This is a genomic window from Candidatus Didemnitutus sp., assembly GCA_019634575.1.
GTDB lineage: Bacteria > Verrucomicrobiota > Verrucomicrobiia > Opitutales > Opitutaceae > Didemnitutus.
Genome location: JAHCAY010000001.1, coordinates 3,020,983 through 3,046,992, shown reverse-complemented (window position 1 = coordinate 3,046,992; position 26,010 = coordinate 3,020,983). Strand labels below are relative to the sequence as shown.

The following is a 26,010-nucleotide window of genomic DNA, read 5'->3' as shown; positions in this document are numbered from 1 at the left end:
GCCGGAGCCTGCTTGCAGGCGCCCTCCCCACCCCGCCCCATGAGCCAGACTTTTCCCACCGCCGCCGGCGATCGCGTGCCGCTCGCCCAGAAATTCGGCATGGGCCTCGGCTCCGTCCACGACATGTGGGGCCACTGGCTCTACGTCGGCATGGCCTATCAGGTGTTCAACATCTACCTCGGCGTCTCGCCGGCGTGGATCGGCCGCGCGCTGCTGATCAAATTGTTCTTCGAGGCGATCTGGGATTCGGTGTTCGGTTGGTGGTCGGACAACACCCGCACGCGCTTCGGCCGCCGCCGGCCGTTCATCCTCGTCGGTTCGGTGCTGTCCGGCTTCGCGCTGCCGCTGCTGTTCGCAGCGCGCCCCGGCTGGAGCGAGGTGCAGTATTTCTGGTTCATGGTGGCGACGCTCGCGGTGTTCGTGCCGATCATGAGCTGTTTCTACATGCCGTTCCTCAGCATCGGCGCGGAGCTCACACCCGACTACCACGAGCGCACCGCGTTGGCGGCATTCCGCAGCGTCTGCCAAAAAGTGCCCGAAGTCGCGATGTTCGCCGCCGCCGCGTTCACCACCGCAGGCGTGTGGGTCGCGGCGAGCTGGGCCGACGTGCCGGCGCGGCTCGGCGCGCTCGCGCAGCAGACGGGCGCGTGGTTCGGCGGCGTGTTCGGCAACCTCTTCCACCTCGACTTCGCCGCCCTCGGCCGGCTCGCGCAAACGCTCTTCGGCTGGCTGCCCCCGGCGGCGGGCGCGAAGCCCAACATCCTCCTCGGCGCGCAAGTCTACACCGTGCTCCTCGGCAGCGTCATGATCGTCGCGGGCGTCGTGATGTTTTTCCTGCTCCGCGAACGCTACTACGAGAAGCTCGTCGTCGGTCGCAATCAGGAGCGCGTGACGATTCTGGAGACGCTCGTGCTCGCGCTGCGCTGCCGGCCGTTCCGGGCGAACCTCTGCATGGCGCTCGCCTACGGCTCGGGCACGGCGCTGGTCGGCACGTTCGGCTACTACGCGACGGTTTACTACGTCTGCAAAGGCGACGTCGCCGCGGCCGGCACGTGGAATTTCTGGATGGGACTTTCGGGCATGGCGTTCGGCTTTCTCGGCATCCCGTTCTACGCGACGCTCGCGCGCCGGCTCGGCAAGAAGACCGGCATGATGGCGGTGCAACTCTCCGCCATGGCGGTGTTCATCGCCACGTGGTGGCTCTACACGCCCGAAGTGCGCTGGCTGCAGGTGTTCGCCTCCGGATTGATCGCGTTCACGAGCGCGGGATTCTGGATGATCTACAGCTCCATCGGCGCGGACGTGATGGACTACGACGAACTCGAATCCGGCAAGCGCCGCGAAGGCGCGTTCTCCGCCTGCGGCGCGTGGATCATGAAATTCGGCATGGCGATCGCGGGCTGGCTCACGAGCGAGGCGCTCGCGCTAACTGGCTTCGACGCCGCGCTGGGCGGCAACCAGTCCGCGTCGGCCATCTTCACCATTCGCTTCCTCCTCGCCGCCGTGCCCGTCGCCGGCCTGCTCATCGCCTTCATCCTGCTCGCGCGCCTCGGCCTCACGCAGGAAAAGATGGCCGAGGTCCGCACCGCCCTCGAGGCGCGCCGCGGTCAGGTTTGATTTCCCCGCCTCCCTCCACCCCGCCGTCCGCCATGTCCGCTCCCGCTCCCCAGAACAAACTCCCGCTGCGCGAAATGCTCGCGTTCGGCTGCGGCGATTTCGCCTCGGTGCTGTATTGGCAGACGTTCATGAAATACCTGCCGTTCTTCTACACGGAGGTTTTCGGCATCACGGCGGGCGCGCTCGCGACGATGCTGCTCGTCAGCCGGATCTGGGACGGCGTGAACGATCCGATCATCGGCATGTTCGCCGACCGCACCGAGACGCGCTGGGGAAAATTCCGGCCGTTCATCCTCTTCGGCTGCGTGCCCTTCGCGATCTTCGGCATGCTCACGTTCACCACGCCGGGCTTAGGACCGGCCGGCAAACTCGTCTGGGCCTACCTCACCTACAACGCCCTCATGATGCTCTACACCACCGTGAACATCCCCTACACGGCGCTGATGGGCGTGATGACCAACGACGCCGTCGAGCGCACCCGCCTCTCGTCGATCAAGTTCATCTTCGCGTTCTCCGCCGGCATGGTCATCTCCGCGACGCTGCTCCCGATGGTCTCGGCGCTCGGCGGCGACCGGAATCCCCAGCTCGGCTGGCAACTCGCTTTCGCGATCGTCGGCGTCGTCGCGATCGGCTTCTTCCTCGTCACCGTCTTCGGCACGAAGGAGCGCATCAAGCCCGCGCCCGAGGAAAACACGTCCGTGGCGCGCGACCTCAAGTTCCTCCTCGCGAACAACGCCTGGGTGCTCCTGCTCTGCACGACACTCACGTGGATCTTGTTCGTCGCGCTGCGCAGCTCGGTCTCGGCACACTATTTCAAATACTACCTCTACAACGGCGCGCCCGACACGCCGCTGACCTTCCTCGGCCGTCCCTTCGCGCTCGAAGGCTTGCTCTCGGCCTTCAACACGCTCGGCCAGGCCGCGTCGGTGGCAGGCGTGCTGCTCGTGACGTTCATCGTCGGCCGCTTTCCGAAGAAGGGTCTCTTCATCACACTCTTCACGCTGCAAATCTTCACGACCGTCGCCTACCTGTTCCTCCAACCCGGCCAGCTCGGCGCGATCTTCGTGCTCGAGATCGTCGGCAGCTTCCTCGGCGCGCCGCTGCCCGTGCTGATGTGGGCCATGTATGCCGACACCGCCGACTACGGCGAATGGAAGAGCGGCCGCCGCACCACCGCGCTCGTGTTCTCCGCCTCGACCATGAGCCAGAAATTCGGCTGGGCGCTGGCGGCCTACCTCGCGTTTCAATTGCTCCAGTTCGTCGGCTTCCAAGCCAACGTCCTGCCCTCGCCCGAAGTGAAGGACAGTCTCGTGCGCCTGATGAGCGTCTATCCCGCCGCGCTCGGCGTGCTCTCGATCGCGATCTTTCTTTTCTATCCGCTGAACGAAGCCCGCATGGCCGCGATCAACGCGGACCTCGCCGCGCGCCGCGCCCAACGCGCCTCCCCCGCGGCTTAGGCCACCTCGCGGCTTGCGAAACGCCCCCGCCGAACCAACCTCCGGCCCGTGCGTCCGCAAGTGCTGCTCGTTTTCCTGAACCGCTTCGAGGAGAGCATGGCCATGCTCCGCGGCGTCGTGCACTACGAACGCACGCACCAGATCTGGACCGCGTTCCACGACGACCAGGCCCGCGCCGAGATCGACCCGCGCTGGCTCGAGCACAACCAGTGGGACGGCATCATCAGCCGCCACACCACGCCGGGCCTCGTCGAGACCTGCCGCAAGCAACGCATCCCGCTCGTCGACCTCAACGACGTGCCGCGCTTTCCCGGCGTGCCGAAGATCCGCCCCGACAACGTCGCCATCGGCCACCTCGCCGCGGAGCATTTCCTCGAGCGCGGCTTCCAGAACTTCGGCTTCACCGGCTTCTCCAACGACGGCTGGTCGTGCGAACGCCGCGAAGGCTTCATGGAGGCGCTGCGCCTCGCCGGCCGCACCTGCCACCTGCACGACATCCATTACCCCGGCGACGTCACGCCCGCCTGGGACCTTGAGCAAATCGGCGGCCTCTCCGACTGGCTGAAGCGCCTCCCCAAACCCTGCGGCGTGATGGCCTGCTTCGATCTGCGCGCCAACCAAATCCTCACCGCCGCCCACGCCCACGGCATGCTCGTCCCCGAGGAGATCGCCGTCATCGGCGCGAACAACGATCCCATCCGCTGCGAACTCGCCTACCCGCCGCTCAGCAGCGTCGCGCCCAACGCCTTCCAATCCGGCTACCGCGCCGCCGAGGTCCTCGCCTCGATGCTCGCCGGCGAGCGCCTGGCCGACCTCGACGAGCGCATCGAGCCGATCGGCGTCGTCACGCGCCCCTCTTCCGACGTCCTCGCGATCGACGACCGCAACGTCGCCGCCGCCCTCAGCATCATCCGCGAACGCGCCACGCAAGGCCTCACCGTCGACGAGGTGGTGCGCCACGCCCACGCCTCGCGCAGCCAGCTGGAAAAAAAATTCCGCCGCCACCTCGGCCGCTCCCCGCAGGCCGAAATCCGCCGCGTCCAAGTCCAGAAAATCCGCCAGCTGCTCATGGAAACCGACTTCCCGCTGAAGAAGATCGCCGAACTCGCCGGCTTCGAGCACGTCGAGTATATGTGCGTGGTCTTCAAGCGCCTGACGGGCGATTCCCCCGGCGAATTCCGCCGCAAAACAGAAGCAAAGAGAATCCAATGAGGCTTGCCCCCCATGGGGCATTTACCGGGCATGTAGCGTTAAATCATCCCGGCAATAAGACTTAATTGCGGTGCAAGTGAACTCATTCACCGCGGCCGGTCCCCGCGGTATAGTCCGCCCGCTGCGAAAGCCTCCGCACCGGAGTTCGCAGCGCGGTTCGCCCCCCCTGCGCAACCGAGCCTCCCCAACTCCTACACCCCAAACCCCGATGATCATGTCCCGCCCATCCTTGCGGCTGCGCACCCTTTGCGTCACGTCCGCACTGACCCTCGCGGCAATGCACTCCGCCCATGCGCAGAGCACGCCGCCCGCCTCGCCCCCCGCCCCGGGCGACCAGAAGACCGACGAGACCGTGGTGCTCTCCCCCTTCGTCGTCACCGCCGACGAGGACGTCGGCTACACCGCGAACAGCACCCTGGCCGGCACGCGCGTGCGCACGGAGCTGAAGGACGTCGCCTCCGCCATCAGCGTCGTGACCTCGCAATTCCTGCAGGACACCGGATCCAAGAACCAGCAGGACCTGCTCGTCTACACGACGAACACCGAAGTCGCAGGCGTGCGCGGCAACTTCTCCGCCGCCGGCGGCGCCGCCACCTACAACGAGAACAGCAATCTGCTCCGCCCGGCCAACAACACACGCGTCCGCGGCCTCGACGCCGCCGACAACACCCGCGACTACTTCCTCACCGAGATCCCGTGGGACGGCTACATCGTCGACCGCGTCGACCTCCAGCGCGGCCCCAACTCCATCCTCTTCGGCGTCGGCAGCCCGGCGGGCATCATCAACACCAGCATCAACACCGCCACGTTCAAGGACGCGAACAAGATCGAGAACCGCGTCGGCCGCTACGGCTCCGTCCGCACCTCCGGCGATTTCAACTACGTCGCGATCAAGAACGTCCTGTCGCTCCGCGCCGCGTTCCTCGACGACGACACGAAGTATCAGCAAAAGCCCGCGTTCAACCACGACAAGCGCCTCTTCGCCGCGATGCGCTACGAGCCGAAACTCTTCGGCGACGGCGCGCACACCACCATCCGCGCCAACTACGAGAACGGCAACGTCAACGCCAACCGCCCCCGCTCGCTCCCCCCGATCGACGCGATCACCCCGTGGTTCCAGACCGGCACCACCAACGGCGTCGCCAACCTGAACAAGCTCACGCTCAACCCGGTCACCACCTGGGCCCGCTACGGCGAAAATTACAACGGCACCAGCGCCGCTTATCCGTGGTTCCGCGAAGCCTTCCTCGGCCGCATGATGAGCTCCAACATCGCCGGCTTCTTCGACGCCAACAGCGGCGGCCTCTTCAACCAGATGCCGAACTACGGCACCCCGCTCGGCCGCGGCAGCGACGGCTCCATCGACACCACCATCGCCGGCGTTCCCTTCGCCCGCCCATGGGGCATCGCGACCTTCAACAACTACGCCCGCGTCGCCGTCCCCGGTGGCAAATACTACTCCAACGTCTCCCTCTCCGACACCTCGATCTTCGACTTCTTCAACAACCTGATCGACGGAAACAACAAACGCGAATGGCAGGACTGGGACGCCGCCAACGTCGCGATCTCGCAGACCTTCCTCAACGATCGCGTCGGCTTCGAATTCGTCTACGATTACCAACGCTACGGCGACGGCCAGCTCTCCTTCCTCCAAGGCGACCAATACGCCCTCTCCGTCGACATCAACACCCACCTGATCGACGGCTCCGCCAACCCGAACGTCGGCCGTCCCTACGTCGCCAACTCCGGCCAATACGGCAACGCCGAGAACTACATCGACCGCGACGCCAAGCGCCTCACCGCGTTCGCCGACCTCAACACCGAGGACTACCTCGGCAAGACCTGGCTCTCCAAGCTCCTCGGTCGCCACGTCTTCACCGGCCTCTGGTCCAAGGACACCAAGGAAACCGACCAGCGCTCCTTCTCGCGCTGGGCCTCCGATCCCGCATTCACCACCAGCCTCGGCCTCGACAACTCGATCATCAACGGCGCCCGCCAATACGACTGGATCGCCTACCTCGGGCCTTCCCTCCTCTCCAAGTCCACCGCCTCCGGCGCCAACCTCAGCCGGGTCAACAGCGTGATCAACCCCAACGGCAACGTTAACGTCCGCTACTTCGACTCCCACTGGAACTCGAACGTCGCCTTCGACGCGCCCTACACCTACACGACCTACGACGCCAACGGCAACCCCGTCACCAACACGAGCACCCAATCCGAAAACCCCGCCAACTACGCCGGCTGGCGCTCGGGCTCGTTCAAGGTCCTCAATTACGAGAATCCCGCCGACCGCGCCTCGCTCTACAGCAGCGCGCAATACGCCAAGAACGTCATCGAATCGAAAGCCTTCATCTGGCAGGCGTATCTCCTGGACGGCACGCTCGTGCCGACCTTCGGCTGGCGCCGCGACGAGATCACGAACGAAAGCCGCCAAGGCAAGAAGCTCGCCAACGACGTCTCGAGCACCGACTACAGCCTCTCCACGCCGAACCTTCAGGACGTCGCCGGCGAGAGCAAGAGCTGGGGCGTCGTCCTCCACACCCCACGCGGCCTCCGCGCCAAGCTGCCCTTCGGCTCGAACCTCAGCCTCTTCGCCAACAAGTCCGATAACTTCAAGGCCGACGCCCCCCGCGGCGACATCTTCGGCAACCAGATCGACAACCCGAAAGCCGAAACCAAGGACTACGGCGTCGTCCTCAGCACGCTCGACGACCGCCTCACCTTCAAGGTCACGAAGTATGAGACCAAGATGAAGAACGCCACGCTCCAGGCCGACAGCGCCGGCTTCTCCGGCAATCTCTACTACGCCTGGGCCCTGCCCTACTGGGGCGCCACCCACGCCCTCGCCGCGCTCGACGGCATCGCCGACCCGCAGCTCCGCCAAGGCAACTGGGGTTGGCCGTGGAACGGCATCGAAGGCGGCGACCCCGTCCGCATTCAGGCCATCGTGAACGACTACTTCAAAAACTTCCCGCTCACGCAGGGCTTCGCCGACGAATACGGCCTCGGCCTCAACGTCGCCGCGATGCGCGCCGCCACCACCAACGCCCAGCGCTACGCCGCGGTCCCCACCTACGGCGTCAACGGCAACGGCGCCGCCGCCCTCGGCCTCCAGCCCGCCTACGGCGGCCGCCTCAAGAGCTTCGGCTCCGGCCCCGTCGCCTCCGTCGACACCACCTCGAAGGGCCTCGAATTCGAAATCACCGCCCAGCCCACCAAGAACTGGTCCGTCGCCGTGAACTTCTCCAAGACCAAGGCCACCCGCGACGCCATCAGCCCGACCATCGACAGCTGGATCACCACCTACACCAAGTTCCTCGCCGGCGACGCCGGCCTCATCCGCCTCTGGGGCGGCGACACCCTCCGCAAGGTCTGGGCCGACAACATCCTCGCCCCCTACGCAGTTCTCCAAGCGCAAATCGGCAGCCAAGTCCCCGAGGTCGCTCCCTGGCGCTTCAACGCCGTCACGAATTACAATTTCCGTGAAGGCGTCCTGAAGGACGTGAACGCCGGCCTCGCCTACCGCTGGGAAGACAAGCGCATCCTCGGCTACAAATACAACTCCACCAAGGATGTCCTCGACATCGACCAGCCGCTCTACGGCCCGACCGACGACCACTTCGACCTCTGGGTCGGCTACCAGCGCAAGCTCACCAAGAAGGTCGGCTGGCGCGTGCAGCTCAACCTCCGCAACGTCGGCGAGAAGACCCACCTCGTGCCCGTCAACATTCAGCCCGACGGCACCGTGGCCCTCTCCCGCATCCAGGAAGGCCTGGGCTGGACGATCACGAATACCTTCTCGTTCTGAGGTAATCCGACGTTCCGCGGCCCGGCTTGGGATTCGCGCCGCGGAACTGGGGTGCTAAAAGGCGCCGGAAGCAATTCCGGCGCCTTCTTCTTTTCCGGCGCTCGCTCTCCACCCGCGTCCAACCAAACTCATTTTCCGAACTCGTCCGCCATGCGATAGTCCCCGCTGCCATGCGCCGCCCCACCACTTTTGTCTGCCTCGTCGCCGCGCTGCTCGCCCTCCTCCCTGCCGCCGTTGCCCGTGCCGGGCCCGTGCGCTTCGAATTCACCGTCGCCCCCGCGCCCGGCATCGCCAACCCCTTCGCCCGCGAAATCTGGGCCGAAGTCACTCCGCCCTCCGGCGCCACGCTGCTGCTCCCCGCCTTCTACGTCGGCCAGCAAATCTACGCCGTGCACGCGCGCCCCGACCGACGCGGCACCTACACACTCGGTCGCATCCTCGAGAGCACGCGCGGCGCGCCCGCCACCGCGATCGCCGCCACACCCCACTCGCCTTCCACTTTCGAAAACCCCGCGCCGCTCCGTCTGCCGCCCGTCGGCGTCGACCCGCGTTCGCCGGGCGGCTTCGCCCGCGCCGATGGCCACGCCTTCATGCCCTTCGGCGCCAACGTCGCCTGGGCACCCGAGCCCGACGTCCTCGCCTTCTATCGCGCCACGCTCGATGCCTTCGCCGCCAACCACCTGAACTGGATGCGCGTCTGGATGGTGCACTGGGGCGGCACCAATCTCGACTGGCCGCGCCCCGAGGACGGCGTGCCTATCCCGCCCGGCGGCATCGACGCCACCGTCGCCGCCCGCTGGGACTCCCTCCTCGCCGCCGCCGAGGAACGCGGCGTCTATCTCCAAATCGTTCTCCAGCACCACGGCCAATACAGCACCGCCGTGAATCCCTCATGGATCGACAATCCCTGGAACGCCGCCCACCCCGGCGGCTTTCTCAAAACCCCCGCCGAATTCTTCACCGATCCGCGCGCCCGCCTGCTCACCGCGCTCAAATACCGCTACATCGTCGCCCGCTGGGGCTGGTCGCCCGCCGTCTTCGCCTGGGAGCTTTTCAACGAAGTCCACTGGGTCGACGCGCTCAAACTCGACCGCGACGAAACCGCCGTTGCCCAATGGCACGCCGACATGGTCCGGCTCATCCGCTCCGTCGATGTCTACGCGCACCCCATCACCACGAGCACGGAAGACCTCCGTAGCCCCATCTACGCCGCGATGGATTTTCTCCAGCCGCACCTCTACAGCGCCGACCTCGTCGCCGCCGCCCGCACGTTCGCGCCGCGCCGCGCCGGCGACACCCGACCGGTGTTCTACGGCGAGTTCGGCGACGATCACCTCCGCCTCCCGGACGACGTGAAAAAATCCGGCCTCGTCGAACCGCCCGCCGTGTGGGCCAGCCTCATGGGCGTCGGCTCGCTCCCCGCGCAAGCGTGGGAAGGGGAAAAACTCCGCGCCACCCGCCGGCTCGCCGAGCTCGGCGCCGTCCACCGCTTCGTCGTCCTCTCCGGCTGGTCGCGCCACCACGACCTGCAACCATTCTCCGCCGCCGTCGAATGCACCGCGCGCGTCCCGCTCCAACTCGACGGCGCGCAACCCTGGCAACGACGTCCCGCCCGCGAATTCACGCTGCCGCTCGACGGCCGCGAACCGCTCGAGCTCGGCGACTGGCCCGCCACGTTCGCCACCCCGGCAGCGGAAGCGAAGGACGGCTTCCCGAGTCGCGCCGTTTTCCACGCCACGTTCCCGCGCGCCACCGTCGCGCGACTCGAAATCGTCGGCGTCTCCGAAAACGGCGGTGCCCTGCGGGTGTCCCTCGACGGCCAGTCTGCCGCCGCCGGCTCGTGGCCGGCCGGCGACACCTTCCCCGCGACACTCACCTTTCCCATTCCCGCCGGCTCGCACGCCATTGCCCTCGAAAACACCGGCGCGCGCGACTGGGTGCAGATCTCCCACCTCGACCTCGGACTCACCGCGCCGGCGCTCGCCGCCATCGGCCAACGCAACGACCGCTTCATCGCGCTCTGGGTGCGCCACCGCGCCAACCTCTTCGCCCTCGAACCCGGCGCGCCCAGCGAAGGCACCATCGTGTTGGACGACGTTCCGGCCGGCACCTGGGAAGTGAAATGGTGGGACACCGCCGGAGCCACCGTGACCGCCACGGAAATCCTGTCGCACGCTGGCGGCACGCTGCGCCTGCCCACGCACGCCGTGACGCGCCACGCCGCCATCGTGCTCTCGCGCCAACCTTGAACCCATGAACCCTCTCCGCCTCGTCATGATCGGCGACTCCATCACCGAATGGGGCCGCCCCGCGCCCACCGCTCCGGACTACGCCACCGCACTCGGCCATGGCTACGTCGCGCTGACCGCCCAGCAACTCACCCGCCGCAACCCCGCGCGCCGTCTCGAGGTGATCAACCGCGGCATCGGCGGCAACACTGTGCGCGACCTCGCCGCCCGCTGGTCGCGCGACGTGCTCGACCTCTCGCCCGACTGGCTGACCGTGATGATCGGCATCAACGACGTGTGGCGCTTCTTCGATCCGGCGCGCCGCGCCGACGCCGTGCCACCCGCGGAATACGAGACCACGCTCGACCGCCTCCTCGCCGCCGCGCGCCCGCGCGTGCGCGAACTCGTGCTGTTAACGCCGTTCTACGTCGAACCCAATCGCGCGGAACCGATGCGCCATCGCATGGACGAGTTCGGCGCGATCGTCGCGCGCCTCGCTCCGCAACACGGCGCGCGCCTCATCGACACGCAGGCGATCATCGATCGCCTGCTCGCGCTGCACGCCCCTGAAACGATCGCCCTCGATCGCGTGCACATCGGCGATCTTGGCCACACCGCCTTCGCCGACGCCGTGTGCGCGACGCTGTCCGCGGCTTCGTAGAATGGGCGGACCGCAGTCGGCCGCGGCGGAACCGCCCGGAGTCGACGCGCGGGCTGCATCCCGTCACCCGATCTTCGTCCACCGCCGCATGCCGATGCCGACCACGAGCAGACTCGAGAGCGAGCTCGCCGGCATGATGACCGCGGCGATCAGCGGATTCATGTGTCCGAACGCCGCCAGCGTCACCGTCGTGCAATTATAGGCGATCGAGAAGACGATCAGCACGAGCTGGGTGCGGCGCCGCGTCTCGTTCACCGCGAACATCCGGCGCAAGCCGTCGAGCCCGCGGCCGAGATAATAGAAGTCGGCCTTGCCCTCGAGCACGCCGCGATGCACGACCGGCGTGCCGCGCACGAACGCCGCGTCGAACGCCAGCGAATCGTTCGCGCCGTCGCCGAGCATCAGCGTGTCGTCGCGATCCGTGCGCTTCAGCCATTGCGCCTTCTCTGTCGGGGTGGCCTCCGCGATGGCGTGTTGCGGCTTCACGCCGAGTCCTTCGGCCATCGCCGCGACCTTTTCCTTCCGATCGCCGCTGAGGATGAAGGTCTCGAAACCGGCCGCGTGCAGGGCCGCGATTTCCTCGCGCGCACCGGGCCGCACCGCATCGGTGAACTTGAACCGCGCCAGCACGACGCCATCGCACGCGAACTCCGTGTCGTGCGCCTCGCCGCCATTGTAACCTAATAGGTTACAATTCGCGCTGCTCAACCAGCCGGGGCGGCCGAGCGACCAGCGGCCGAGTTCGCCGCGCAACGTGACACCGAAGCCGGTTTCCTCGTTCACTTCGCCCGGGGCGGGTTCGAGGCCGTTGACGAGTCCGTCGGAGAGCAGGTTCTCGTTCAGGCACTGGCTGATCGGGTGCGGATTGTCGCGCACGAGCGCGAGCAGCGCGGCGCGCGCGGACAGCGAGAGCGCATGCAACGCCGCTGGATTCGACAGCACCGGCGTCTCGAGCGTGAGCGTGCCGGTCTTGTCGAAGACGATTTTCCTCAGCCGCGTGAGGCGCGGGAAGAGATCGTTTTCCCGCACGAACACGCCGAAGCGGCGCAGCGCAACCGTCGCCATCTCGTCGGCGAGCGGATAAGCGAGGCCGATCGCGCACGGACAGGAAACCACGAGCACTGCGGTGACGGCCGACCAGGTGAGCGCGACGTCGTGTTTCGTCACCCACCAACCGATGGTGGTCGCGGTCGCGACGACGAAGATGCCGACGAGATAACCCGTCACGACGCGCTCGAGCAGACGGTGGCGGTATTGGTCGCGACCGGTCGGACGCAGCAGTTGCGCGAGCAACGAGACGTGCCAGGGTTGCAACGCGCGCAAGCGGACGGAGCCGCGGGAAAGGTTCAATGCGCCGGATTGCACGCGGGCGCCGGCGCGGGCTTCGCGCGGGTCCGCTTCGCCGCTGATCCACGCCGTGCCGAGAGTGGCCGCGGTGGATTCGAGCTGCGACTCGACGGGAATCACCTGGCCCGAGCGCACGGCGTAGACGTCGCCGACGGCGAGTTCCTCGACCGGGCGGTCGACGGCGCCGCGCGGGGTGTCGACGGAGACTTTTTGCGGCCGCGTGTTCGTGGTGAGCAGGCGCCGGCGGTTGCGCTCGACGGCGACGACCTGCGCCCAGCGGCCGAAAAGCATCAGCACGATGAACATGCCGACGAAGTCGAAGTAGACCACCGAGTGGTTGCCGGTGAGCCAGCCGTAGATCGAGCCGGCGTAGGAGCCCACGATGCCGACCGCGATCGGCAGATCGATGTGCATGACGCGATCGCGCAGGGCGCGCGCGGCGCGGCTGATGAAATACGTGCCGCCGGCCAGCACACTGAACGTGGCGCAGGCCATCGCGAGCGTGTCGAAGAGCCGGGCGTAGGCGAAAGTCCGCTCCATGCCGAAGTAGGCCGGCAGCGCGAACAGCATGATGTTCATCGCGAACGCGGCGCACAGGCCGATGCGACGGATCAGGAATTTGCTCTCGGGGACGGCGGGCTCCTCGCCGGGCGGACCGACGAGATAATTGAACGACTGCAACGCGCGCGCGAACTCCGTGGCGTCGAACTTCCCGCGCTCCCAGCGGAAACGCATGCGACCGAGCTGCGCGTCGGTCTCGATAAAGAGTGCTCCGGCGTGCTTGTGGAAAATTTTCTCGATCAGCCAGACGCAGCCGGCGCAGGAGATGCCTTGGACTTCGAGCGTGAGCTCGGGCGCGGGCGCGGCCTCGGCGTGGCGTTGCAGCTCGGCGAGCCAGGTGAAATCGCGCGGCTGGAAGACCGTCTGGTCGACCGGCGCGATGACGGAGTCGCGGATTTTGTAGTAACCCTCGAGTCCTTGTTCGTGCACGAGGCGGTGCACGTAGGTGCAGCCCGAGCAGCAGAAGCCGGACTCGCGCGCGGCCTCGGTTTTCAGCGGCGCGCCGCAGTGAAGGCAGGAGTGGACGGGAGCGGTCCTGCCGACACGAGGTCCACGCACCTCCGTCGGGGCCACACCCCCGTCCACCCAATCCGGTCGAGATGCCGGGGAGTCGGACATCTCAGTGACAGACAAAATTGTTCACGTCGGGCCCGGGCAAACCGAGCGTCGAGCGCAGGCGCCACGCGAGCACGCCGGCGATCACGAGCGCGAGCGCGGTCTGCGCGCGCGCGAGCCAGACCGGGCCGAGCTTCAGGCGCAGCCAGTGGTAGTTGGTCTGTGCGAACCACAGCAGCGGCACGGTGCCGAGGCCGAAGGCCAGCAGCGTCTCCGCGCCGCGCAGCGCCGAACCGGAAAGCAGCGCGAGCGAGATCAGAAAATACAGCGGTCCGCACGGCAGGAGCGGCGTGGCGAGACCGAGTGCGGCGGCGGCGCGCAGGCGCGAGCGGTTTTGCGCACCGCGCAGATGACCCGCGACCCACCCGTAGGCGCGGCCGAGCACCGGCAGGCGCGGGAGGCGCTGGTCGAAGCGGATGGCGACGGCGATGAAGAACAGGACGAGCAGCCACGGCAGGTAGCGCACGACGTCGTCGCTGAGGAAATTCAGCGGCAGGCGGCCGACGCCGCCGGCGAGAGCGCCGAGCGCGCCGTAGCCGAACAGGCGCGAGACGTGGTAGACGGTGCTGACAGTCTGCGGGTCGGCGTCGTTGCGATTCGCCGGCATGACGGCGCACGCAAGGGGACCGCACATGCCGGCGCAGTGCAGGCTGGTGACCAGTCCGGCGAGGAAGGCGGTGGAGGCGCTGTTGATGCCGGCGAGCTCCATCATGGCTTGGCTCCCTTCGTGGCGAGCGGGACTTCGCGGGTGTCGATGTGCCGTGAGGCGGTGAACATCACGACCCAGAGCAACGCGCCGAAGGCAAACACGACGCCCACCCACAGCCAGAGGCCGCGGCTGGATTTCGACTCGTTGGTCTGACTGGCGATGGACTGTGGCGTGGAGGAGTCCATGGGGTCAGCGTTTGATGCCTTTGTCGTGATCCTCCTCTTCGAGGAGGCGGGCGTCGGGCCCGAGGAATTCGATCTGTCGCGAGAGCGTGAACGTGCCCTTCTCGTCCTGGACGAGGACGGTGAACTTGAAGGGGCCGGCGTAGTGCTTGCGGTCGATCGTGAGCACGAGCGGCGAGACCTGCTCGGCGAGCGGCGCGACCGTCACGGGAGCCGTGAAGCCGCTCTGCTCGACGTGATGGGGCACGCCGTCGAGATGCACGTGGTAGGTGGCCGGCACGTTCCGCTTGTTGACGATGCGCAGCATGAACTGATTCCGCACATCGTCGTGGTCGACGAAGTAGGCGGCACCGGTCATGCGGAAGACGATCATGCTCGCCGGCTTCACGGACGAAAATGCGAACGACGCGACGGTGATGCCGATGAGCAGCAGCACGAAATAGACGATGGTGCGCGCGCGGATCCAGCGGGTCTTGCCGCCGGCGAACGCGGCGAGGGAGTCGTAGCGGATGAGGCCGGTGGGGCGCTTGACCTTGGTCATCACCTCGTCGCACGCATCGATGCAGGCGGCGCAGGCGATGCACTCGAGCTGGAGGCTGGCTTGGCGGATGTCGATGCCGGTGGGGCAGACTTGCACGCAGCGATTGCAGTCAATGCAGGAACCGGCGTCGGGCGTGCCGATCTTGCCGCGCGGCTCACCGCGCTTGGCGTCGTAGCCGATGGTGACGGTATGGTCGTCGGACAGCGCGGACTGGAGGCGGCCGTAGGGGCAGATGACGATGCAGAGCTGCTCGCGGAACCAGGCGAAGTTGAAATAGAGAATGCCCGTCGCGATGCCCATGAACACGAAGGCGGCCCAGTGGTCGCGCGGGGCGGAGGACATCATGTGCCAAACCTCGGGCCAGCTGACGAAGTAGGCGAGGAACAGGTGCGTGATGACGAGCGTGGTGAGGAGGTAGAGCGTGTGCTTGAGGACGCGGCGCGCGAGCTTGGCGCCGGACATGGGCGCGGCGTCGAGTTTGCGGCGCGCGAGGGCGTCGCCCTCGACCATGCGCTCGATGCGGCGGTAGATGTGCTCGAGGAAAACGGTCTGCGGGCAGGCGTAGCCGCACCAGAGGCGGCCGAGGAGCGCGGTGATGAAGAACAGGCTGAAGCCGACGCCGGTCAGGGCGAAGAACAGCAGCCAGGCATCCTGCGCGGCGAGCGTGTAGCCGAAGAAGTGGAAGCGGCGCTCGGCGAGATCGAGGAAGACGGCGGGATAGCCGTCGATCGGGATCCACGGCAGCAGCACGTAGACGCCGACGAGGAAGAGGCCGAGGAAGCGGCGGACGCGCGTGAACCAGCCGTGGACGTCGGCGGTCTGCAGGAAGTAGCGCGAGCCGTCGTCGTTGATCGTGGTGACGGAATCGCGCGACGGCGCATGGCGCGCAAGTGCAGCGGGCTTGGGCGGCGTCGGCCGTTGGAACGGCGAGGACGGAGGTGTCGGTTGGTTTTTGGGTTCTGCGCTCATGTCGTGGTTAGAGCGTAGGCGGGTGGCGGCGCCCATGGCGTGGCGCGCGCCTGTGATCGACTACTTGGAAACTTCGACGGTGATCTCCTCGCCCTTCTTGTGTTTGGAGAGGACGTAGGCGACGACCTCAGCGACCTTTTTCTGGCCGAGGACCGGTTCCCACGTGGGCATGCCTTTCACGAGGACGCCCTTGGAGACGGTGTTGTAGATTTCCTTCGGCGTGCCGCCGTGGATCCACGCGGTGTCGGTGAGGTTCGGGCCGACGGCGGCGGGATTCTCACCCTTGCCACGCATGCTCGGGAGGTGGCATTGCACGCAGAGGGAGTCGAAGGTCTGCTTGCCGGCGTTCACGAACTCGGGGTTCTGGCTCATCTGCCAGAAGAGGTCGTCGTTGTTGACGTCGATGGAGGAGGCCATCTTCACGGCGTTGATCTTGGCCATCGCGGTGTCGACCTGCGCGCCGTCGGAGGGGACGATGTGCGCGATCTGGTGGGCGAACCAGTAGAACACCCAGAAGGCGATGGTGCCGTAGAGGGTGTAGAGCCACCAGTTCGGCAGGCGCTTGTCGTATTCGCGGATGCCGTCGTAGGTGTGCGGACGGAATTTCTCGTCGCGGTCGTCGGCGGGATGTTGGGGATTCATGTGCGTGTGCGGCGGAGAGGTTATTCTTTTTCGAAGGGCAGGTTCGCGAGGCGGTCGATCTGCGCGGGTTTCATCTTCGTGGCGCGCCAAGCGGCGGCCACGTAGACGAGGGAGGCGACGGCGAGCGCGACTACGGGGAAGATCAGCTGCCAGTCTTCGTAGATGATGCGGCTAAGCATGGGATAAGAGGGTTCGAGATTAGTGCGTGGCGGCGGTGCCGGCGGTCGTGGGGGTCCACTTCTTGCCGAGGCATTGGAGGTAGCTGATGAGCGCGACGATCTCCTTGTCCGGGGCGATGTAGCGGCCCTGGGCCTGGAGGTCCTTGGCGATTTCCTTCGCTTGCTCGTGGGCGAGCGTGGAGATCATGGAGTCGGACCAGTTCGGGAACGGGACACCGAGCATCTTCTGGACGGCGATCTTCTTCGGGAGGACGGAGTAGTTGGTGTCGTTCTCGTGGAGGTGGCCGTAGGTCGGCATGTTGGAACCGGTCGAGATCGAGCGCGGGTCCTTCATGTGGTCGAAGTGCCAGGCGTGGTTGTATTTTCCGCCGACGCGGGCGAGGTCGGGGCCGTTGCGCTTGGAGCCCCATTGATACGGGTGATCCCAGATGGATTCGCCGAGGCGGGAATAGTCGCCGTAGCGCATGACGTCGGGAACGAGCGTGCGGATCATCTGCGAGTGGCAGGTGTAGCAGCCTTCGCGGACGTAGATGTCGCGGCCGGCGAGTTCGAGCGGCGTGTAGACGTCGGCCTTGCGGTCCTCGACCTGCAGCTGCTTGTCGATCGTCAGCATCGGGATGATCTGGATGAGGCCGCCGGCAGCGACGGCGAGGAACGTGAGGACCGTGAAGGGCATCGCGTTCAGGAGGAGCTTGTCATACCACTCGCCCCAGGCGGTGCCGCGGGTCTGGAAGTGGCCGATGGCCATGAGCGCCGCCATGACGGTGGCGAAGAGGCCGAGGAGATTGACCCAGCCGCTGGTGAACATCCACACGCAGGCGGCGGTGCAGCCGAGGACGGTGTAGATGACCGGGGCGTTGAGGAAGGTGCCGGGGAGCGAGAGATTTTCCTTCTCCTCGAAATTCTCGACGTAGACTTCCATCGTGCCATTGACGGCCTTGGCGCCGGCGATGGTCCTGAAGATGTTGTAGGCCATCATCAGGAAGCCGATGAGGTAAAGCGCGCCGCCGACGATGCGTAGCGCCATGAGCGGGCGGATCGCGTTAACGGTCTCGAGGAAGTTCGGATACTTCAGGATGGTGCCGCCTTCCGCGGTGGCGTTGAGCATCAGGCCCTGGCCGATGCCGGAAGCCCACATGGCGCCCATGTAGAGGAGGATGCCGAAGGTCCCGAGCCAGAAGTGGAGGTTGGCGAGCGATTGGGAGTGCAGCGGCTTGTTCCAGAGGCGCGGAGCGAGCCAGTAGAACATGCCGGCGGCCATGAAGCCGTTCCAGCCGAGCGCGCCGCCGTGCACGTGACCGATGATCCAGTCGGTGTAGTGGCCGAGCGCATTGACGGCCTTGATGGACAGGAGCGGTCCCTCGAAGGTCGACATGCCGTAGAAGGTGACGCCAGCGGCGAAGAACTTGATCACCGGATCGGTGCGGAGCTTGTCCCAGCCGCCGCGGAGCGTGAGCAGGCCGTTGAGCATGCCGCCCCAAGACGGTGCCCAGAGCATGAGCGAGAAGGTCATGCCGAGCAATTGGAGCCAGTTGGGCAGCGCAGTGTTCAGCAAGTGGTGCGGGCCGGCCCAGATGTAGAGGAACACCAGCGACCAGAAGTGCACGACCGAGAGGCGATACGAATAGACCGGACGCTCGGCCGCCTTCGGCAGGAAGTAATACATGATGCCGAGGATCGGCGTGGTGAGGAAGAACGCCACGGCGTTGTGGCCATACCACCATTGGACGAGACCATCCTGCGCACCGGCGAACACGCCGTAGGAGTGGATCCACGACGTCGGGATCGAGAGGTGGTTGACGATGTAGAGCATCGCCACGGTGATGATCGTCGCGATGTAGAACCAGATGGCGACGTAGATGGACTTCTCGTTGCGCTTCGCGAGCGTCCAGAAGAAGTTCACCGCGAACACGACCCAGATGAGCGCGACGGCGACGTTGATGGGCCAGATGAGCTCGGCGTATTCCTTGCCGCGCGTGAGGCCGAGCGGGAGCGTGACCGCGGCCGCGACGATGATCGCCTGCCAGCCCCAGAAATGGAGCTGCGAGAGGAAATCGCTCGCGAGCCGCGCCTTCACGAGGCGCTGAGTGGAGTAGTAGATGCCGGCGAACATCATGTTGCCGACGAACGCGAAGATGACCGCGTTGGTGTGGAGGGGGCGCAAGCGGCCGAAGCTCGTGAACGACAGGCCGAAGTTGGCCTGCCAGAAGTTAAGCTGCGTCGCGATGAGGACGCCGACGAGCATACCCACGACGCCGAAGATAATCGACGCGAGGATGAACTGCCGGACGACCTTGTCGTTGAACTCGATGGTGGTTTTTTGTCCTGTCGTCATGGTGTGTGCGAACCGGAGGGGTTAGAAATAGAGGTCGCCCGGCGCGGGAGCGTCGGGCGACACAGCAATGGCGGGTGAGTTTTTCGGCGCCGCAGGGCGCTCGTCGGCCAGCGGCAGCAACGAGTCGCGCTCGACGCTGGCAAAACGGTGGCGGCGTTGTTCGCGGAGAAACATGACGACGAAAAACGCGGCCAATAGCAGGCTGAAGAAAACCGTAATCGGAATGACAGACATGGCGTGGAGGATGTCGCCCACATCATCTGGATTTTTCCCCTATCCGGCTGCGCACGGTTTGGCATTGTCCGACCAATTCTTGGCGAGGTATGCCGCTCCCCCTCCAATATATGCGCAAGGTTGCCCAACACGTGGCGAGCTGGGGAAAGTCAGTCGTGGCAAACTCCCGGACGTGGATCAGAGCGAGCATGCGCAGTTGGAGGGACTTCGCCCCGCCGTGAAGACGGAATGGGAAGCGTTGCTGCGCTCAGAGCCGGCGCCCTCCCCCTTGGGCAATCCCGACACCTTGCTCTACCTGATGGACGAGACCATCACCCAGGTGTTCAAATCCCTGACGGAAAACCCGCTTGATTCGGTGCTCAAGAAGTCCTCCGCGCTGCTGGTGCCGCTGCAACGGCATTGCACCTGCGGGTTGAACCCCTTGCTGAATTACTACGCGACCGGTGAGCTCGCGCTGCACCTCGTCGCCGCCAAGCGCCTGCCGCAGCCGATACTCGACGCGGTGCTGACCAGCTTCCACCTGCTCGCCCAGCAGGAAATCGACACGCTGTGCTCGGTGTGCCTGAACCGCTCGTCTCCGGCCTGCCAATCGCCGGCCGTGCACTCGACGCACCAGCAACGGATGCGGCGCGCGAAATTCGCCTGAGGCGGGCGGCGCGGGGCGTCAGTTCTGCTTCAACTTGGCGCGCCAGGTCGTGGGCGACTCGCCCACGATCTTGCGGAACACGCGGTTGAACTGCGACAGCGACTGGAATCCCGTCTCGTAAGCCGCCTCGCTGATGCGCTTGTGCGGGTTGAGCAGGAGGTTCTTCACCTTCTCGATGCGCACGCGCGCGAGATAGTCGGTGAAGGTCAGGCCGGTCGCCTGCTTGAACATCTTGCAGAAATAAAAGGCGCTCGTGTTGACCGACGCCGCGACCTGGCGCAGCGAGATTTCCTCGTGCTGGTGCTCGGCGATGAAGGTCTTCGCCCGCGTGATCATCGGCGACTCGGCCTGCTTGGCCGAGAGCATCAGCTGGTTGCTGAGCGAGGAAAGATGCTGCGCGAAAATCGTCAGCAAGCGCAGGACGGCCTCGTATTGCTTCTTATCGAGCAGGCGGGAGTTGTAGTAGGCCTCCTCGAGTTTCTTCACGTCGGCCTGCACGCCCCAGCTGATCACTTCGCGGGCGAGCTTGTTGAACTCCTTGCTGTTCGGCTTGTGCAGCAGCACCTGGCCGGTCTGGAGGAACGCCACGAGATTCTCGCCCACGCGCACCGGCACCGCCGAATCGCAGAAACCCGCGAAACACTTCAGCGTCTTCGGCTCGATCCGCGCCTCCTCCTCGACGCGCTTCTGCAACTGCAGGCACGCCGAGCAGGTGTGGTTGGTGCTCGCCATGAGCGAGCAGAACGGACTCTCGTTCGGATCGCCGTGGTGCGGCAGATCAAACGCCTCGATCGCACGCAACGTGATCGGCAAGCCCGTCGTCTCGCGAAACGCCGCTTCGTAGTCGCGATAGATCTGCGACTCTTTGAGCTGTTTCACGAGCTCGCGGCTGCGGCGTGTGTCGTCCGAGGTAACCACGGCGGCTAGAGAATGAATTTACCGGTGCCGCGCAACGCTATCGCAAAATCTGCGCAGAGGTAGCAGGGAAACGCGTGACTGTGCATAAATTTGCTTTTCGTGAGTCGGGACGAATCGGACGCGATTCCGGCCGCGAAGAAAGGGTAAATGCGACCACCGGTCCGCGAATAGCATTCCGTCCGCAGCGCCCGCACCGCGATACTCGGGCCATGTTAGCCGAGAGCCTGCTGCTCGTGGTGTTGGGCGCCGCCAGTCCGGTCGCGCCGGGCGAGCCGCTGCGCTGGTCCGAGGTGCGCGTCGGCCTCCCGCGCGAACAAGTCGGCGAACTGCTCGGCCAACCGCTCCTGCGCAACGCCGCGCGCGGCTACGAACGCTGGATCTACGACGACGGCTGCGAAGTGCAGTTCACTCGCGGCACCGTCTCGGCCTGGACCGCCCCGCGCAACGCCCCGCCGGCAGGCGCGCCGGTCTCGCGCCGCGAACCCGCGCCGTCCGAGCGCCGTCTTTGATCGGCGGGCGTAGTTCTACCCGTTCGCAACTCCACTCTGGCCAGACGGCGGCGCGCCTGATTTCGTGCGACGCTTTCTCCGCCATGAGTCACCCCGTTTCCTCCACGCCGGCCGCACCGCGCCGTTGGTTCCACCTTTCGCTCACGCAACAAATCGTCCTCGGGCTCATCGTCGGCATCCTCGCCGGCTGGTGGATGAGCACGCTGCCAACCGCGACCCACGAAAAGTGGGACGATGGCTTCAAGGTCGTGCGCGACGTCTTCCTGCACCTGATCAAGGCGATGATCGCACCGCTCATCTTCGCGAGCATCGTGCAGGGCTTCGCCGGCACCGGCGACATGAAGAAGGCCCAGCGCATCGGCTGGAAGTCGCTCCTTTATTTCGAGGTCGTGACCACGGCCGCGCTCTTCGTCGGCCTGCTCGTCGTCAACGTCGTGAAACCCGGCGCCGGCGTCGTCCTGCAAATGGACCAGGCGCAATCCACCGCCGCGCTCGCCAAGCCCCAGTCGCTCGCCGAGATCGTCGTGCACATCTTCCCCACGAGTCTCATGGAGGCCATGGCGAAGAACGATGTGCTCCAGATCGTGGCGTTCGCCGTGATTTTCGCGATGGCCGTCATCGCCGCCGGAGACGCCGGCAAGCCAGTCCTCGAGTTCTGCGGCAGCCTCACCCAGGTGATGTTCAAGTTCGCCGGCATCATCATGAAGTTCGCGCCGTTCGGCGTCGGCGCGGCGATTGCCGTGACCGTCGGCCACCAAGGCCTCGGCTCGCTCGTCACGCTGGCGAAACTCGTGTTCACTCTCTACGGCGCGCTCGTCATCTTCGTGGTCGGTGTGTTCGGCACTGTGATCTGGATCGCCAAGGTGCCGCTGAAGGCCTTCGTGAAAGCCGTGCGCGAGCCGTTCACGCTCGCCTTCGCCACCGCCAACAGCGAAGCCGCGCTGCCGAAGGCCTTTGAGAACATGGAAAAGGTCGGCGTGCCGCGCGGTATCGTCGGCTTCGTGCTGCCGGCGGGTTACTCGTTCAACCTCGACGGTTCCACGCTTCACCTTGCCGTCGCCTCGGTCTTCGTCGCGCAGGCAGCCGAGACGACCACGGGCATCCATTTCAGCATCGATCAGCAAATCACCATGATGCTGATGCTCATGCTCACCTCGAAAGGCGTCGCCGCCGTGCCGCGCGCGTCGTTCGTGGTGCTCGTGGCGGCGCTGGAGTCCTTCAAGCTCCCGCTCGCCGGCGCGTTCCTCATCCTCGGCGTCGACGCGCTGCTCGACATGGCGCGCACCTCCGTGAACGTCATGGGCAACTGCCTCGCCTCCGTCGTCGTCGCCCGCTGGGAAGGCGAATTCGACGACCAAAAGGCCCAGGAGTTCGCGGCCCAAAAGTCAGCCGATTCCTGAGCGCCGCTTGCTCGGGTAAACCGCCCCGGCCCGCCGCCAATCGCCCTCGCAGTTCACCCGCGAGGGCGCTGCCCGAGCTTGCGCCGCCGCCCCTGTGACTTGTAAAGCCCACTGTCGTCGAAGCACTTGGGCGCTTAATTTACGGTCGCGTGAGCCGTTGGATCGGGTAAATTGGTTGCCCGGCTCCTCCGCCGGCCTACCTTTCGCCGCTCCATGCATTCCGTGGCCCTCGAACTCGCCGTCATCGCGCTGCTGTTGGTCATCAACGGCGTCTTCGCGCTGGCCGAGATCGCCCTCGTCTCCTCGCGCAAATCGCGCCTGAAGGCTCTCGCCGACCACGGCAACGACCGCGCCCAACTCGCGCTCGCGCAGGCGGAGAGCCCCACGAAATTCCTCTCCACCGTCCAGTTCGGCGTCACGTTGAGCGGCATCGCCGCCGGCGCCTTCTCCGGTGCCGCGCTCGCGCGGGAGTTGAACCACTGGCTGGTCGAGCGCTTCCCCGCCGCTGCCGAATACAGCAACTACGTCAGCTTCGGCAGCGTGGTGCTCGGCATCACGTTTTTCACCATCGTGCTCGGCGAACTCGTCCCGAAACGCCTCGGCCTCGCCAACCCCGAGCGCTGGGCCGTCGCCCTCGCGCGACCGATGAATCTCATCGCGAAACTCGCCGCGCCCTTCGTCTGGCTGCTCACCGTGTGCACCGACGGCGTGGCCAAGCTCCTCGGATCGCGCGCGGAGCCCACCGTCACCGTCTCCGACGAGGAAGTCGCCTCGCTCATCGAGCAGGGCCTCCACGCCGGCGTCTTCCACAAAGCCGAAAAAGCCATGGTCGAAGGCGTCATGGCCCTCGACCGCTGCTCCGTCACCGCCCTGATGACGCCGCGCCCCAAAATGGTGTGGCTCAATATCGAGGACCCCGACGAAGCCAACTGGCGCAAGATCGTCGCGAGCGGCCACTCGCATTTTCCCGTCTACCAAAAGCACCGCGACAGCGTCCTCGGCATGGTGCACATCAAGGCCCTGTGGGCGCACGCCGCCTTCGGCCTGCCGACGAATCTCCGCAATCTCGTCACGCCCGCCACGATGCTGCCCGAGACCACCACCGCCATCCAAGCGCTCGAGCAGTTCAAGAAGTCCGGCAAACACACCGCGCTGATCATCGACGAATTCGGCGGCGTGCAGGGAATGATCACCCTGATCGACATTCTCGAGGCGATCGTCGGCGACCTGCCGGATCAAATCCGCCGCGCCCAGCCCGAGGCCAAGCGCCGCGACGACGGCTCCTGGCTCGTCGACGCCACCCTCGCCACTTCCGAAGTGAAGTCCCTGCTCAGCCTCCGCGAACTGCCCGGCGAAGACACCGCCGACTTCCAGACCCTCGGCGGCTTCATCGTCACCCAACTCGGCCGCATCCCCGCCGCCGGCGACTACTTCGATTGGAACGGCTGGCGTTTCGAGGTCATGGACATGGACCGCCAGCGCGTGGACAAAGTCCTCCTCGCCCGCGCGCCCGCCAGCGCCACGCCGGCGGAAAAAGCCTCCGCCTGACGCGAGCTCCGGCCGGCTTCGGCCCGGCCCGCAACATCTTCCGCGCATCCGCCGCCCATCGGCCGGCGTATCGTTCGCGAATGGTATCAGTGTTTCCCCATTTCTCCGATCTGCCCGGCCCGGCGGCGAATTAGCCCGCGGCGTTTTCGGGCGAATCCCGCCGCCTCCGCCCGCGCGCTCAACGGCGCGCGCGCTGGAGCATCTCGCGCGTGACCGCGAGCACCGACGGCGCTGGCGCGGTGGTCCAGACCACGAGCAACCCGTGCTCGTCGTCGACGACCACTTTCTCGTTCGCGCCGCAGGTCAACTTCTCGCCCGCGAAAGTGTAGGCGTCGCCGGGCTTGAGTTCGCGCGCGCGATGGTTCTCCGGCAGGGCTGAGAGTTGTTCGGCGATGAAGTTGCGCGCCGACTGCTCCGTCATTTTCGCCTGGCGGAAAGGTTTCAGTCCCTCGGCGATCGACACGTCTTTCTCGTCCAACGTGACCGTGTAAAGCAAAGCCCCGGCCGGCTCCTCGATCAGCCAAACGAGGACGTTCTTCTGCGGCGTCGCCTCGGGCTTGCCGAAACGCGCGCGCAACTCGGCCGACTTCTCGCCGAGGCGCGCGTGCACCGGCGCGACGGCCGCCAGCACGGCGAACAAGCAGATGAAAGAGAGGTTCCGCGCGCGCCTCATGGGATCAGCCGATGAGGTTCTTCAGCGCCGCGAGGTATTTTTCCTGCGTGCGGCGGATGATGTCGTCGGGAATGTGCGGCGCCGGCGGCTTTTGGTCCCACTTGATCGCCAACAGGTGGTCGCGCACGAACTGCTTGTCGTAACTCGGCGGCGACATGCCGGGCGCGTAGCTCTCCGCCGGCCAGTAACGGGAGGAGTCGGGCGTGAGCACTTCGTCGATCAGGATCAGGTTGCCGGCGGCGTCGGTGCCGAATTCGAATTTCGTGTCGGCGAGGATCATGCCGGCGGCGCGCGCGCGATCGTGACCGAGGCGATAGAGCGCGAGGCTGGTCGCCTTCACTTTTTCATAGAGCGCGGCGCCGATCGCGGCGGCGCCTTGCGCGTCGTTGATCGGCTCGTCGTGCTGGCCCTTCGGCGCCTTGGTCGTGGGCGTGAAAATCGGCTCGGGCAACCGGTCCGCCTGACGCAGCCCGGCGGGCAACTTGATGCCGCACACCTCGCCCGTCTTTTGGTAGGAATTCCAGCCGCTGCCGATGAGGTAGCCGCGCGCGACGCACTCGATCGTGAGGGGTTTCAGTTTCCGCACGACCATGCTGCGCAGCTGCAGGTCGCGGTCCACGATGCCGCGGCGCGAGAATTCGCCCGCTTGGTCGGGCAGGAGGTGGTTCGCGATCAGCGATTCGGTCTGCTGAAACCACCACAAGCTCATCTGCGTGAGGATCGCGCCCTTGCCGGGGATGCCCTCGGGCATGATCACGTCGAAGGCGGAAAGCCGATCGGTCGCCACGAGCAGCAGGGCGTCGCCGAGATCGAAGATCTCCCGCACCTTGCCCGACGCGACGCGGGGGAACGGCAGATCGGCGATCGTGTTGACGGCATGGCGGGGCAGCGCCGCGGCGATTTCGGCAAAAGTCATTGCCCGAGACATAGACGCTCTTCCGCCCGAAAGCCAATCCCGCGCCGCGACACCGATGTGAAAATTTTCGCCCCCATCGCGCGGCAAGGCTCACGCGACACCG

At 66.1% G+C, this 26,010-nt stretch carries 21 protein-coding genes; 10 read left to right on the top strand and 11 right to left on the bottom strand.

The window, feature by feature from the left end; translation table 11 throughout:
• Positions 1–39 precede the first annotated feature (39 nt).
• The 6 genes from KF715_12755 to KF715_12730 all read left to right on the top strand — a co-directional run bounded on the left by KF715_12755 (position 40) and on the right by KF715_12730 (position 10,983).
• Positions 40–1,617 carry an MFS transporter gene (locus KF715_12755; GenBank protein MBX3737559.1) on the top strand — a complete coding sequence of 526 codons (1,578 nt, stop codon included), beginning with the start codon at positions 40–42 and terminating at the stop codon, positions 1,615–1,617.
• A gap of 32 nt (positions 1,618–1,649) precedes the next feature.
• Positions 1,650–3,074: an MFS transporter gene (locus KF715_12750; GenBank protein MBX3737558.1), complete on the top strand. Its 1,425-nt coding sequence runs from the start codon at positions 1,650–1,652 to the stop codon at positions 3,072–3,074.
• 48 nt (positions 3,075–3,122) lie between these two features.
• Entirely contained in the window at positions 3,123–4,286 is a 1,164-nt protein-coding gene (locus KF715_12745) for a XylR family transcriptional regulator (GenBank protein MBX3737557.1), read from the top strand.
• 214 nt (positions 4,287–4,500) lie between these two features.
• Positions 4,501–8,094 (top strand): hypothetical protein, encoded by a 3,594-nt coding sequence (locus tag KF715_12740; protein ID MBX3737556.1) that lies wholly within the window; start codon positions 4,501–4,503, stop codon positions 8,092–8,094.
• A 170-nt stretch (positions 8,095–8,264) separates the two neighbouring features.
• The gene (locus KF715_12735; GenBank protein ID MBX3737555.1) at positions 8,265–10,343 is read left to right on the top strand and encodes a DUF5060 domain-containing protein; all 2,079 of its coding nucleotides are present in this window, start codon (positions 8,265–8,267) and stop codon (positions 10,341–10,343) included.
• Between the two features lie 4 nt (positions 10,344–10,347).
• Complete coding sequence (locus KF715_12730) at positions 10,348–10,983, top strand: SGNH/GDSL hydrolase family protein (GenBank protein ID MBX3737554.1); 636 nt, start codon at positions 10,348–10,350, stop codon at positions 10,981–10,983.
• Between the two features lie 63 nt (positions 10,984–11,046).
• On the opposite strand, the gene KF715_12725 is transcribed toward KF715_12730, so the two are convergent.
• The 8 genes from KF715_12725 to KF715_12690 are packed head-to-tail and all read right to left on the bottom strand — an operon-like array spanning position 11,047 to position 19,318.
• Positions 11,047–13,509: a heavy metal translocating P-type ATPase metal-binding domain-containing protein gene (locus KF715_12725; protein MBX3737553.1), complete on the bottom strand. Its 2,463-nt coding sequence runs from the start codon at positions 13,507–13,509 to the stop codon at positions 11,047–11,049.
• Between the two features lies 1 nt (position 13,510).
• A complete protein-coding gene (locus tag KF715_12720) occupies positions 13,511–14,215 on the bottom strand; it encodes a sulfite exporter TauE/SafE family protein (protein ID MBX3737552.1) in 705 nt (234 codons plus the stop codon).
• The gene (locus KF715_12715; GenBank protein MBX3737551.1) at positions 14,215–14,400 is read right to left on the bottom strand and encodes a hypothetical protein; all 186 of its coding nucleotides are present in this window, start codon (positions 14,398–14,400) and stop codon (positions 14,215–14,217) included. The genes KF715_12720 and KF715_12715 overlap by 1 nt, the downstream gene beginning before the upstream one ends.
• 4 nt (positions 14,401–14,404) lie before the next feature.
• The gene (gene ccoG, locus KF715_12710; GenBank protein MBX3737550.1) at positions 14,405–15,907 is read right to left on the bottom strand and encodes a cytochrome c oxidase accessory protein CcoG; all 1,503 of its coding nucleotides are present in this window, start codon (positions 15,905–15,907) and stop codon (positions 14,405–14,407) included.
• Positions 15,908–15,967: 60 nt separating this feature from the next.
• The gene (locus KF715_12705) at positions 15,968–16,549 is read right to left on the bottom strand and encodes a c-type cytochrome (GenBank protein ID MBX3737549.1); all 582 of its coding nucleotides are present in this window, start codon (positions 16,547–16,549) and stop codon (positions 15,968–15,970) included.
• Between the two features lie 20 nt (positions 16,550–16,569).
• Positions 16,570–16,728, bottom strand: a complete 159-nt coding sequence (locus tag KF715_12700) for a hypothetical protein (protein ID MBX3737548.1) — start codon at positions 16,726–16,728, stop codon at positions 16,570–16,572.
• A 19-nt stretch (positions 16,729–16,747) separates the two neighbouring features.
• Positions 16,748–19,063 carry a cytochrome-c oxidase, cbb3-type subunit I gene (gene ccoN, locus KF715_12695; protein MBX3737547.1) on the bottom strand — a complete coding sequence of 772 codons (2,316 nt, stop codon included), beginning with the start codon at positions 19,061–19,063 and terminating at the stop codon, positions 16,748–16,750.
• A 21-nt stretch (positions 19,064–19,084) separates the two neighbouring features.
• Positions 19,085–19,318: a hypothetical protein gene (locus KF715_12690; GenBank protein MBX3737546.1), complete on the bottom strand. Its 234-nt coding sequence runs from the start codon at positions 19,316–19,318 to the stop codon at positions 19,085–19,087.
• Positions 19,319–19,514: 196 nt separating this feature from the next.
• On the opposite strand from KF715_12690, the gene KF715_12685 reads away from it, so the two are divergent.
• The gene (locus KF715_12685; GenBank protein MBX3737545.1) at positions 19,515–19,943 is read left to right on the top strand and encodes a hypothetical protein; all 429 of its coding nucleotides are present in this window, start codon (positions 19,515–19,517) and stop codon (positions 19,941–19,943) included.
• A gap of 18 nt (positions 19,944–19,961) precedes the next feature.
• Here KF715_12685 and KF715_12680 read toward each other — a convergent pair whose 3' ends face one another.
• Positions 19,962–20,861 carry a PocR ligand-binding domain-containing protein gene (locus KF715_12680; protein MBX3737544.1) on the bottom strand — a complete coding sequence of 300 codons (900 nt, stop codon included), beginning with the start codon at positions 20,859–20,861 and terminating at the stop codon, positions 19,962–19,964.
• Positions 20,862–21,070: 209 nt separating this feature from the next.
• Here KF715_12680 and KF715_12675 point away from each other — a divergent pair, with 209 nt between their 5' ends.
• The 3 genes from KF715_12675 to KF715_12665 all read left to right on the top strand — a co-directional run bounded on the left by KF715_12675 (position 21,071) and on the right by KF715_12665 (position 24,318).
• Positions 21,071–21,370 carry a hypothetical protein gene (locus KF715_12675; GenBank protein MBX3737543.1) on the top strand — a complete coding sequence of 100 codons (300 nt, stop codon included), beginning with the start codon at positions 21,071–21,073 and terminating at the stop codon, positions 21,368–21,370.
• An 83-nt stretch (positions 21,371–21,453) separates the two neighbouring features.
• Positions 21,454–22,770 carry a cation:dicarboxylase symporter family transporter gene (locus KF715_12670; GenBank protein ID MBX3737542.1) on the top strand — a complete coding sequence of 439 codons (1,317 nt, stop codon included), beginning with the start codon at positions 21,454–21,456 and terminating at the stop codon, positions 22,768–22,770.
• Between the two features lie 213 nt (positions 22,771–22,983).
• Positions 22,984–24,318: an HlyC/CorC family transporter gene (locus tag KF715_12665; protein MBX3737541.1), complete on the top strand. Its 1,335-nt coding sequence runs from the start codon at positions 22,984–22,986 to the stop codon at positions 24,316–24,318.
• A 178-nt stretch (positions 24,319–24,496) separates the two neighbouring features.
• Here KF715_12665 and KF715_12660 read toward each other — a convergent pair whose 3' ends face one another.
• Both KF715_12660 and KF715_12655 read right to left on the bottom strand, forming a co-directional pair.
• Positions 24,497–24,991: a hypothetical protein gene (locus KF715_12660; protein ID MBX3737540.1), complete on the bottom strand. Its 495-nt coding sequence runs from the start codon at positions 24,989–24,991 to the stop codon at positions 24,497–24,499.
• A 4-nt stretch (positions 24,992–24,995) separates the two neighbouring features.
• Positions 24,996–25,907 (bottom strand): phosphoribosylaminoimidazolesuccinocarboxamide synthase, encoded by a 912-nt coding sequence (locus KF715_12655; GenBank protein ID MBX3737539.1) that lies wholly within the window; start codon positions 25,905–25,907, stop codon positions 24,996–24,998.
• Positions 25,908–26,010 lie beyond the last annotated feature (103 nt).